At 57.2% G+C, this 11,315-nt stretch carries 10 protein-coding genes and 2 pseudogenes; 2 read left to right on the forward strand and 10 right to left on the reverse strand.

All coding sequences use genetic code 11. The features are described 5' to 3' along the window. A pseudogene (locus ELY38_RS00285) lies at positions 1-242 on the forward strand (electron transfer flavoprotein subunit alpha/FixB family protein); the annotation flags it as partial. 443 nt (positions 243-685) lie between these two features. Here the strand turns inward: ELY38_RS00285 and ELY38_RS00290 are convergent. The 8 genes from ELY38_RS00290 to ELY38_RS00325 all read right to left on the reverse strand — a co-directional run bounded on the left by ELY38_RS00290 (position 686) and on the right by ELY38_RS00325 (position 9,183). Then, positions 686-1,951, reverse strand: coding sequence for an amidase (locus tag ELY38_RS00290; RefSeq protein WP_127059536.1), 1,266 nt, complete (start codon positions 1,949-1,951; stop codon positions 686-688). A gap of 66 nt (positions 1,952-2,017) precedes the next feature. Continuing rightward, positions 2,018-3,418, reverse strand: coding sequence for an amidase (locus ELY38_RS00295; protein ID WP_127059537.1), 1,401 nt, complete (start codon positions 3,416-3,418; stop codon positions 2,018-2,020). A gap of 17 nt (positions 3,419-3,435) precedes the next feature. Beyond that, positions 3,436-3,906 carry a RidA family protein gene (locus tag ELY38_RS00300; protein WP_127059538.1) on the reverse strand — a complete coding sequence of 157 codons (471 nt, stop codon included), beginning with the start codon at positions 3,904-3,906 and terminating at the stop codon, positions 3,436-3,438. Position 3,907: 1 nt separating this feature from the next. Beyond that, the gene (locus ELY38_RS00305) at positions 3,908-5,173 is read right to left on the reverse strand and encodes a M20 family metallo-hydrolase (protein WP_127059539.1); all 1,266 of its coding nucleotides are present in this window, start codon (positions 5,171-5,173) and stop codon (positions 3,908-3,910) included. Positions 5,174-5,187: 14 nt separating this feature from the next. Continuing rightward, positions 5,188-6,462 carry a TRAP transporter large permease gene (locus ELY38_RS00310; protein ID WP_127059540.1) on the reverse strand — a complete coding sequence of 425 codons (1,275 nt, stop codon included), beginning with the start codon at positions 6,460-6,462 and terminating at the stop codon, positions 5,188-5,190. A gap of 15 nt (positions 6,463-6,477) precedes the next feature. Beyond that, positions 6,478-6,999, reverse strand: a complete 522-nt coding sequence (locus tag ELY38_RS00315; protein WP_127059541.1) for a TRAP transporter small permease — start codon at positions 6,997-6,999, stop codon at positions 6,478-6,480. A 44-nt stretch (positions 7,000-7,043) separates the two neighbouring features. Next, a complete protein-coding gene (locus tag ELY38_RS00320) occupies positions 7,044-8,045 on the reverse strand; it encodes a TRAP transporter substrate-binding protein (protein WP_127059542.1) in 1,002 nt (333 codons plus the stop codon). Positions 8,046-8,178: 133 nt separating this feature from the next. Beyond that, positions 8,179-9,183 (reverse strand): asparaginase, encoded by a 1,005-nt coding sequence (locus ELY38_RS00325; protein ID WP_246009029.1) that lies wholly within the window; start codon positions 9,181-9,183, stop codon positions 8,179-8,181. Positions 9,184-9,414: 231 nt separating this feature from the next. Between ELY38_RS00325 and ELY38_RS00330 the strand changes: the two genes are divergently transcribed. Beyond that, on the forward strand, positions 9,415-10,146 hold the full coding sequence (locus tag ELY38_RS00330; protein ID WP_127059543.1) for a FadR/GntR family transcriptional regulator: 732 nt from the start codon (positions 9,415-9,417) through the stop codon (positions 10,144-10,146). 95 nt (positions 10,147-10,241) lie between these two features. Here the strand turns inward: ELY38_RS00330 and ELY38_RS00335 are convergent. Together ELY38_RS00335 and ELY38_RS00340 are read right to left on the reverse strand one after the other, a co-directional pair. Continuing rightward, positions 10,242-10,793 (reverse strand): annotated as a pseudogene (locus ELY38_RS00335) (aminotransferase class I/II-fold pyridoxal phosphate-dependent enzyme); the annotation flags it as partial. 131 nt (positions 10,794-10,924) lie between these two features. Next, positions 10,925-11,315, reverse strand: a 391-nt coding sequence (locus ELY38_RS00340; RefSeq protein WP_148113534.1) for an integrase core domain-containing protein, incomplete at its 5' end; no start/stop codon positions are given.

Here is an 11,315-nt window from a genome sequence, read left to right on the forward strand (position 1 = left end):
ACGCGATAGGGGGCGATATTGACGTGCTGGTCGCCGGTGAAGGCGTTCAAGCCGCTGCTGAAGCAGCCGCCAAGCTTGAAGGCGTACGCAAGGTGCGTGTCGCGGACAACGCGGTCTACGCCCACCAGCTCGCCGAGCCCCTGGGCGCCTTGCGGATGGTCGTTGCGGGAGGTTTAGGCTATGCCACGCTTCAGGGAATACGGGCTATTACCGGGCTAATGTCGCCCCCCCGATTTTGTGCGAACCGTACTAGAAGTGATTTTCTTTGCGAGGCTTGTTGCTGTGCCGCTGGCCACGTTATTTTTCGGCGGGCGAAGATATAAACGTGCTCAAAAGAACTTTTACGAAGCTGTCGCAAAAGTTAAGGAAACTCGTCAGGCAATACTGGGTAATAAGCACGCACTTGTTGCGCCTGCGCCTCAAAACACTTTCCCGCTATGGCCTGGGCGCAGCTAATCGTACCGGGTTGGATGCGTCGGCTGTCCCCGGGTCGTGCTGGAGCAACGTTGCTCTAGCGTCGAGGCAAAAATAGATAATAGGAAGTGAGAACTCTCTGCTGGAGATCACCCTCTCGATGGGCGTTAGCATGGTTTTGGTGTGTTAGATATGCTGACCATAGACTGTTTAATGGGCCTGAAGTGGATCCTGTTAGCACTTCCATCTGATAGGAATTGGTGGCAATTACTCATGGCATCAGGGCACTGGCGATACTCAGCAACTGCTGATCTTGATAGCGGTCGGCGATCAGTTGGATGCCGACGGGAAGCCCCTGCGGCGTCCAGTGTAGTGGCAGATTTATGCAGGGAACCCCCAGCATAGTCCAGGCTCGCGAGTAGACTGGGTCGCCGGTACTAGCGAGACCTTGAGGGGCCACTCCTGGGGCGCTGGGGGAGAGAAGAATGTCGAAGTGCTCGGCAAAGTATTGCGACAGTGTCGACCTAGAGCACTCGGCAGCCTGCTGAGATTGCCAATATTGCGCCAGGGAAAGGTTTCTTCCCTCGTCAAGTAGCGATATCAGAGCCGGGCTCATTGACGGCTCAAAGCGATCTCGCTCGCTGGTCAGGGCGCGTGTAGCTTCATAGGCCAGGATGACCTTCTGGTGTGACACGAGCGCATCGAATGACGCACCGAGATCGATGGGATTAAGTTCGGCTCCGAGTGCGGCCATTCTGGCGGCGGCGGTCTCTAAAGCGGCGATGGTCTCCAGCGATGGCGGCGGATCGCTCGGTACGCGGCAGAGGCCGACGCGTACGCCGTCGAGTCGGGTCGAGACGGTGATCGGCTCACTGCCAGTGAGGATAGTGAATAGCGTGCGCGTGTCCTCCATGTGTCGCGTGAACCAGCCTAGGGTGTCCAGTGAAGGGGCAAGTGCCTTCACTCCAGCTACGCTCAGCGTGCCGTGGGTGGGTTTGAAACCGACCACGCCGCAGTAGCTGGCGGGACGGATGATGCTACCCACGGTCTGGGTGCCGAGTGCAACGGGAACCATGCCGGTAGCGACAGCGGCCGCCGAGCCGCTTGAGGAGCCGCCTGGGGTGCGTGTAGGGTCATGGGGATTGCGCGTCTTGCTGGGCTGGAAGTAGGCGTATTCAGTCGACACCGTCTTGCCCATGGGCAGGCCGCCGAGGCGAGTGAGTTGGGTGACAATGGCTGCATCCATGTCGGCACCGTTGACCCGGTGATAGCCTTGGGTGCCCCATGTAGTGGGCATTCGGGTCGTGTCAATGATGTCCTTGATGCCGACTGGGACCCCGCAAAGGGCCGATCTAGGTTGCCTGCTATCATGTTCCGTGATGGTGGGTTCGGGCGCCAAGAACTCCCAGGCTTGGAGGGTTGGCTCCACTGCAGTGATGCGCTCTCGGCAGGCCCTCCACCAGTCTAGCGGCGAGAGTTCGCCACGGGACAATGAGAGCTGAAAGCTTGCCAGGGTCATCTGAGTCCAGTCAGTCATTCGCGTTCAGCTCCTAAATGTCCTGCTGCGTGAAAGTAAGTAAGTATTCTCCGGCCGGGCAGTAAATTAGAGGGGGGGAGGCTCTCCGAGCAGAGCAATGCCGGTGCCCAGCTCCTTCTCGATAGCTTGGCCGATGGCAAGCAGCCGAGCATCCTGCCAGGGGCTGGCCAGCACTTGAAGCCCGACCGGCATGCCGGCGTTGTCCTTACCTACCGGGATGGTCAGCGCGCAAAGGCCCATGAAGTTGGCGATTACAGTGTTGCGCAGCGCATGCATGTTCGCCTTGATGTAGGCACCTTCAGGAAGAAGGCTTTCCAGGGTGGGTGGTGTGATCGCCACGGTGGGGGTAATCATGGCATCCACGTTTGACAGGCGCGTCGCGGCCGAGGCATACAACTTGTCGATGACGGCGCGTCGGCGGACGTACTCCCAGCCTGGCATGTCGTCGGCGGCCCTGACCCGGGCGGCGACGTTGGGATCCAGAGCCTCGATCATCTCGGGGACCTCAGTCTTGAGGAAGGCCGCTAGCTCGGCCGCGGCCAGCCCCCCCTGCTGGAACAACGTGTAGGCCTCGTCGGTATGGGGGAGGTCCAGGGTGACCACGCGCGCCCCGGCGGCCTCGAGCTGGCGGATGGCCGCCTCGACGGTTTCGGCAATACCAGGGCTACAGTCGTCCCAGAAGAAGGCGCCGGGTACGCCGAAAGTCAGGTCGGCCAGAGCCGGCGGTGCCGGGACGCGGGCAGTGCAGCGCGTTAGGGTGCAATCGAGGGCGTCGAAGGCGAAGGCTAGGTCGTCTACGCGATGGGCCAGTAATCCCGGGGTATCTAGGGTGGTGGAGAGCGGCACGATCTGGTTAGTCGGCCAGCGGCCGGCGGTGGTCTTTAGCCCCGCGACTCCGGTCATGGACGCGGGGATACGCACCGATCCGGCGGTGTCGGTGCCTAAGGCAAGACTCGCGGTCCCGCCGACCAAAGACACCCCTGCGCCGGCACTGGAGCCACCGGGCGTGCGGTGGGCTTGGCTGTCCCAAGGATTGCGGGGGGTACCCCAATGAGTATTGGTGCCGAGCCCACCAAAGGCAAACTCCACCGTATGGGTCTTGCCCATGACGCTAGGCAGCTGGGCGAGCAGGGCGGCGACCATGGGGCCAGGCTGTTCCCACTGCGGGGGGAGTCGCTGGGACGAGCCAGCATAGGTTGGCAGGCCCGGCACAGCATAGATGTCCTTGATGGAAACTGGAATGCCCATCAGGGCTCCAGCATCCCCGCCTTGGCGGATAACCGCATCGGTGGCTTGGGCGAAGGCCAGCGCGGCCTCACCGTTCCAGGTCAGGTAGGCATTGTCATGCTGGCCGCGAGCTTGATAGGCCTCCAGCGAGGCCTCGGCCAGGCTGGAGGCAGTGAGCGTGCCGTTGCGTAGCCCTGCATATTGCTCGCGGAGTGGACGCTTCCGGAGAGAGTCGGTCATAGCGTGTTTCCTTGGAGTCAGGCGTGAATCTCAAAGATCGATTCGACTTCGACAGCGGCGTTGCCAGGTAGGGTGGCGACGCCGATGGCCGTGCGGGCATGGCGTCCGTTCTCGCCGAACATCGCGATAAACAGCTCCGAGGCGCCGTTGATCACCAGTGGCACGTCGTGAAACCCAGGTGCCACGTTGACGAACCCGTTCATGCGCACGCATCGAACGACGCGGCTCATATCGCCCTCCACCGCATCGCTCAGCGAAGCCAACAGGTTGAGCGCACAGGCCTGGGCAGCGAGCTTGCCCGCCTTGAGGTCGAACTCGGCGCCCACCTTGCCGGGATAAAGCACCTCACCGCCGCGTTCGCAGATTTGGCCTGCAAGGAACAGCTGGTTGCCTAGCCGTGACCAGGGTAGGAAGGCACCGCGGGGGCGCGGGATCGAAGGGAGAGTGAGACCTTGTGCGGCCACGGCTGCTTCAATGGTCTGGATCATTTCAACTATTCCTTATCTGTAGTAACTGTTCGACGGCATGGGCCAGGGTGCGAACTGCGACCTCGGCATCGGCGCGCTCGATGTGTTCATCAGGGTGGTGGCTGACGCCCGCACGACAGGGGGTGAAGAGCATCGCCGTGGGGCAGAGGTGGGCAAGGTGAATGGCATCGTGGAATGCGCCGGATACTAGCCGTGGGGCCTGCGGCCAGTAGGTCTTGACGGCCTCGTCGAGGACGGCTACGAGATGTTCGTCAAAGGCCACCGGTTCTACCCGTGAGGTCACTTCCAGGCGCGCTGTGCAACCGGACCACTCCCGTTTTGCCAGCTCCCGAAAGGCGGTATCCAATGCCTCCAGCACAACCGGATCGGGGTGGCGAAGATCGATAGTGAAGCGGGCCTGCTGGGGAATGGTGTTCACCGAGTTAGGCGACAGCGCAAACCTACCAATGGTAAAGCGAGTTTGATCATCATGAGCTACTACGGCCTTCTTCAATGCGTCGACTAGCGCTAGGGCGCCCATGAAGGCATCACGACGCGACGTCTCCGGTGTGGTGCCTGCGTGATTGGCTTGGCCGGTGACCTCGATCTCATACCAGTGGACACCTTGAATACCAGTGACGACACATACAGGGGCCCCCTGATCCTCCAATACGGGGCCTTGCTCGATGTGTAGTTCCAAGAAGGCATGGGGCACGACGGGAGTGGGCCGGAAATGGGCACCGTGGGCCTTCAGCAGCGATACGCAGTCGGCCAGCGCCGTCTTAAAAGTGGTACCGTCATCATCCTGCATGGCGAGAATCGTCTCAGCGTCGCGCCGACCGGCAAACCACGAGGAACCGGAAGCTCCTGGGGCGAATCGCGCGCCCTCCTCGTTAGTCCATGAAACTACCTCGACCGGCCGTGCGTGTTCGATCTGTCGTTCGGCCAGGGCCCGGATCACCGCTAAGCCAGCCACTACGCCTAGGGTACCGTCGTAGGCCCCGGCGCTAGGCTGGCTGTCAAGATGGCTGCCTATAAGAAGCGGGGGCAATGAGGGATCCCGCCCCTCCCGGCGCAGGAAGACATTGCCTAGGGCATCATAATGCGCGCTGCAGCCAAGTGTCTCGCCTTGCTCCATCAGCCACAGACGGGCTCGATTGTCCTGGTCGTCCAGAGCCAAGCGGCGAATACCTCGAGGGAAGAGGGCGCCTATCTGTGCCTGAGCCTTGACGTCGTTCCAGAAGAGTTCGCCATCGATCGCACTTGCTAGGGATGAACTCACTTGCATTATGGCTGACCTCCTCAATAGATCAGTGATGGCAGATAGGTACTGATCCAGGGCACATAGGTGATGACGATCAAAGCGATCAGCATAATCAGGATCAGCGGCAGGCAGGCCTTGAAAACCTCTTGTAGCGACATTTTCGAGATCGCCATGGCTACGAACAGGTTCAGCCCGACTGGCGGGGTGATCATGCCGACAGAGAAGTTGACTAGGGTGATGACGCCGAAGTGAACGGGATCGATACCGACCTGGGCTGCGATTGGTTGCAGCAGCGGCGAAAGCACGATGATCGCGGAGGCGCTGTCGAGGAAGAAGCCTGCAATGATCATCACGACATTAAACAGAGCCATCACCTGGAACGAGTCATCAGTGAGGGAAAGAACCTGGCTAGCCAGTTGGGTCGGGGTACCGGTAATTGCTAATAGCCAAGAAAAGGCTGAGGCGCCAGCAGTAATCAAAAGCAGGGTGGCCGAGATCAGGCCAGAACTGCGCAGGGTGCCGAGCAGGGTGCGGAAGTCGATACTGCGATAGACCACCATGCCCACGAACAGCCCGTACATGCAGGCCACTGCAGCGGACTCCGTGGGGGTGAATACACCGCTGTAGATTCCTCCGAGCAAGATGAGCGGTAGGCCTAAGCCCCAGGCAGCAGACTTGAACGCGGATCCTATCTGACGCAACGTCGGAAAAGGCGAACGTTCGTAGCCTTTGAAAGAAGAGTAGACAATGCAGTAAGCGATCAGCATCGAGCCGATCAGGATCGCTGGTAGTAGGCCCGCCGCGAACAGTCTGCCGACTGAGGTGCCGGTTACCGAACCATAGATAATCAGTGCGATGCTGGGCGGCACAATAGGCCCTAAGGTACCCGCAGTGGCGATTAGGCCGATAGCGAAACGCTTGTCGTAGCCAGCTGCCACCAGGGCAGGGAACATAATCGACCCGATAGCCACAACCGTGGCAGGGCTGGACCCGGAGATTGCCCCGAAGAACAGGCAGGAGAGCACAGTGGCCGCGGCTAGGCCCCCCGGTACCCATCCGACCAGCGCTTTGGCTAGGTTGATGAGCCGGTCGGATAACCCTCCAATGCGCATCAGTTCGGCGGCTAGGATGAAGAACGGGATAGCCATCAAGGAGAAGTTGTTCATCCCAGTAAACATGCGCATCGGCACGATGACTGGGTTGGTGGTGCCGAAGAACTCAATAGCCAAGAAGACTGAAAAGGACAGCGCTGCGAAGATTGGCAGTCCTAGGAGCAATACCGCGAAGAAGATGGGAAGAAGTGCCGTGATCATGAGGATCTCCAGTCGTTAAACTAGCTTGTCTTTTTCGGCGGCGAGCTCTTCGGCGAGAGTGACCGGCGGCTTGGTCCAGGCTTCATGGATGACCCACAGATAACGCAGTATCAGTAGGATTCCCGATACGCCGATGGGTAGATAGAACCAGGCCATCGGCAGACGTAAGGCGGCTGTCAGCTGTCCTCGCCCTAGTGTGTTGAAGTAGAGATCAAAACCGTAATAAGCCATGAAGCCGGCAAAGATGATGCCTAACACGGCAGCAATGATATGTAACCAGCGGTTGATGGCGGGTGAGACGATGGCATTGAGCACGTCAACGGAGATATGCACGCCATGCCTGACGCCCATGCTGGCCCCCACGAAGCTCATGCAGATAATAGAGTAAATGACGACTTCCTCAGCCCAGAATAGGGAGCCATTGAAACCGTAGCGATAGACGACCTGGATGGTGGTAATGATGGTCGCGATCGACATGAACGCGACCATCGCCACACTTTCCAGGAAATCAATCACCTTGTTAAGCGCTTCAAACATGGTGAGTGCACCGGGTTAGAGAGACATTGAAGTGGGCAGCAGAATTAGTACTTAATACCTACCGCGTCATAAACCTTGTGAAGAAGTTCAGTGGTGACTACGCTCTCGTACTCCTCATGTACCGGCATGCTCGCCTGAATGAAGGCCTCGCGAGCTTCAGGAGTGATTTCATTAATCGCAATCTCGTCCTGGATGGCCATAAGAATGGTCTTTTCATCTTGCAGTGTCAGCTCACGTGAGGCAGTACGCCCACTGTCGAAAGCGTCTAGCATCACTGACTGGAGATCCTCTGGTAGTGAGTCCCAAGAGTTTTGATTAATCACTGCTGCGTAGGCGTGGTAGGCATGATTGGTTAGTGACAGGTAGTCCTGCACTTCATGGAAGCGCATCGTGTAGATGTTGGCCAAGGGGTTCTCCTGACCGGCCACGACCCCCTGCTGCAGACCGTTGTAGACTTCGGTGAAGGCCATCGCGGTGGCATTAGCGCCGTAGTTCTCGTAGGTGGAAATAATAATCGGCGCTTGCATGGTGCGCATGCGAATGGCTTCGAGGTCCTCAGGACCATGAATTGGCCTGATGTTGTTAGTCATGTGGCGGAAGCCGGCGCCCCAGAAATTAACGCCATACATGTTATGTCCGCTCAATGTGTCAAGGATCTCGCGACCTACTTCTCCATCAAGGGTTGATACCATGGTGTCGTAATCGGCGATCAGAAACGGAAGGTCGAGAATCTGCATGCGCGGCTCGAAATTCCCGAGTGTGGCGGTGGGTGGTATGCCGATATCAACCAAACCCATCTGGATCTGCTCGATAATTTCTACGTCGCCGCCGACCTGAGCTGCGGGCAGCACGTTGATCTCGATGCGTCCATTAGACTTCTCTTCTACTTCCTCCTTGAAGCGAAGTGCTGCCTGCCCGTTGGGAGTACCCTCAATTAATACGTGGGCGAAGCTGAAGGTGTAATCGGCGGCCTGAGCCTGGCTCATGCCGAAGGAGGCAGCGGCAATCGCTGCCACTAGTGACACCTTGGTCAGTTTGTTCTTCATTGTCAGCACCTTGTTGGGTTGTTGGTGTGCGTCTTCGCTTGATGTTTGACACTGGAGTAACCCGGCGTCACCCGTACTCTGTACGGGCCCTTTCAGCCTGATGAGGCCAGGCGGAGCATGTTGCCGGCCATGCTCAGGCCGTCAGGGTTCGTAGTTTTACGGCGATTTCAACGTCTGCGGAGGCAAGGAGTACCGATAGGGCAATGCGGGCCTTACGAGCGCTCAGATCGGGTACGGGGATGACGCCGACCGCCTCAAGGCTTGCTAGGCTGCCCGCAAATTCGTAGCTTGCATGGACTGAGCCGGAATGACAGTTGCTAACAATCGCCACCGGTATACCTCGATCAGTAATATGTGAGACAGCAGCTAACCATTCTGGAGGAACATGACCACGCCCCAGACCATCGATCACTAGACCAGTGGCTCCACTGGCAATAGCGTTCTCCAATAGGATAGGTGAGGCGCCTAAATAGGCAGGGATGATGTCTACCCGTGGCAGCGAGGCATCACTGAGAAGTTTAAGCCTCTCATGGCGAGCGGGTCGCATCGCGATGTTTATTCTTGCGCCATCGACATAACCGAGTGGGCCTGTCTCGGGCGAGGCGAAACCGTTGACTTGAAAACTGTTGACTTTGCGCACCTGCCGGGCAGAAAAGATCGACTGGTTGAAAACCACCAAAGCGCCAAGGCCGCGGGCCTGATTGCTTGCGGCGACCATCACAGCGTCGGCTATATTGCGAAAAGCATCCGTGCCGGACTCATGGGGGGCGCGCTGGGAGCCGGTTAGCACGATAGTAGGAGAAACTGGCAGAGTAATGTCGAGAAAGTACGCAGTTTCTTCGAGAGTATCGGTGCCATGCGTAATGACGATGCCTGCCACGTCAGAGTTCTCAGCAAGGTCTATGCACGCTTGTCGCAGGTTCATCAAGTCGTTGAGACTGATAGCGTTACTGGGCTTCTGTAGTAAGGAACAAACCTCAACGTCGATGGCCGTGTTTTCAGGGAGCGAGACCTGGCTAATCAGCACTTCACCCTGTAGCTCACCTGACCGGTTTCGGCCGGAATCATCTAGGCTACTTGCGATCGTTCCGCCAGTGGTGAAGATCATAACTCGGGCACTTGTATTCATTTTTGTCATTGTTATCACCGTGTAGGTCATGTGACCTTCAGACTTGTGACATCACTTTATTAATCAGACGTCAGATGTCTTCTGTTTGAATTTATACTAGACTCGATTTCAAGTCGTCTGCAAGTAAGAAATAAAAAGACGAATAACCATAAGCATCGTCTAACTAACTGGATAGGAATTAATCTATTGACCAAACAGAGTTTTTCGATGTTGAACGCCACGCCAACATGAGATGTCAGCATGAATCTGAAACGCCAGCCCACCCTGCAGCTCTCTTCAAACGAGACTTTAGGTAGTTCCATTGATCGCAGCTCGGTCGCCTTGCAACTGCTTGAACGGATCAAGGTCGCTCTGATTCGAGGAGAGCTTCTCCCTGGCGATTATTTACCATCGGAAACCGAGCTGACCCAGACTTTGGGGATAGGCAAGTCGAGCGTTCGAGAGGCTATCAAGATGCTGCAGGCTATCGGCATCGTAGAGGTCAAGAGGGGCCAGGGAACCATAATCTGCCGCGAGCCAGGTGCTCCACTAGTGGATCCAATGGCCTTCGGTATGATCCTTGCCCGAGGCATGACCCGCGATGTGCTTGAATTCCGTAAAATGTTCGAACCCGCTTATACTCGGCAAGCTATGGATAATGCTAAGCCGGAAGACCATGTCCGCATTCAACAGACCATCGATGCTATGGCCTCGGCAATTACCAACGGAGAGCAGACAGCCCGTCACGATGTCGCCTTTCATCGAGCGATCCTACAAGCGACCCATAACCCAATGACCATTCGGGTGGGTGAAACCTTGATCCAACTGATAGAGGCCGCACTGGAAACTTCTATGCAGACATTGCCGGAGGTCGCCCTGAAGGACCATCAAGCGATCTATGCCGCCTTGAGGGCGGGCGATGAAGCAGCGTTGAGGACAGCTATCGAGATCAGTAGCGAGAGCTGGGAGACTAACTTGACATACATCGACTGATCCGCTGGACTAGAGGGGTTAACCTATGGAACGGTGCTGACTATCCCCGCCCTCGCCCACAGCGCGGCAGGTGTATAGGGAGAGGGAGTGTCAGGTCAAAACCCAATCGTTAAACTTCTTTCCAGAGTAGCCAGCCGACCCGGTACTAAGGCGTCTGCCAAAGTAGTAATCCTAAGTATATGCCCAAGGGCTGGGTCTGCAGGACGTGAAATCAGTTTGCCTTCTTCAAGCAAGTTATGGTGTATTTGCGCCGCCAGTTCGGGGCTCGGTAGGCGCAAACAAACAAAATTAGTGGCACTCGGCAATATATCAGCGCCTAACTTCGATAGGTGTGCTGTCAGTTTTTCACGCCGTTGGCGAACCGCCTTGATATGAGCCTGCACCTCGTTTGGATGGTCGAGCACAACTTCTGCTGCGGCCTGGGTCAGTGTTGATACTGTGTAGTGAATACGCACCTTCATCATCACTACCAATGCTTCTGGTTCGGCAATGGTAAAGCCTACTCGCAGGCCCGCCAGCCCGTGTGCTTTGGACAGCGTGCGAACCCGCACCACACCAGGCAGTACGCGGCGGCCAAACTCACTGTCGGCATCCTCGCGAAAATCATGATAGGCCTCGTCCAGCAGCAGCCAGCAATCTTTAGGTAATTGTTTGGTCCCGTGAAGTAATGGTTTGGATCATCATAAAATCTTTCGGGCTCTTTTTGTCACTGTTCTAGAATAAATCCGATGTGAGTCTTGCCTTTAAGCGCCCTGAGAGGGTGAGCATTGTTATAAGCCTATAGATAATCCTCCAAGTGAGACTGGAGCTGGGCCAACGAGGTGTAGTGAAACGTCCGGATGGTGGCTTCCTTGAGCGTACGATTCATCCGCTCAACCTGGCCGTTGGTCCAGGGATGGAAAGGCCTTGTCTGCCGGTGCTCGGTTCCGTGACGGTAACAGACGACATCGAAGATAGATGGCTTATAGGCTTCTGTGCCTGCCTTTTTCGCAAACTGAGTCCCGTTATCGGTCAGCACGGTGCGGGCCTCACTAATGTCAATATGCAGGTAGCCGATCGGGTAATGCTTGAAGAGCTTCTTCTCGCGCTTCTGGCCGCCATCCCTGGGTAGCTGACTGATGCCGTGTCGCTTCACCGCTAAGTGGAGGCCAAAAGAGGTAGCCTCTAAC

It is taken from the genome of Vreelandella nanhaiensis (assembly GCF_003990185.1).
Classification (GTDB): domain Bacteria; phylum Pseudomonadota; class Gammaproteobacteria; order Pseudomonadales; family Halomonadaceae; genus Vreelandella; species Vreelandella nanhaiensis.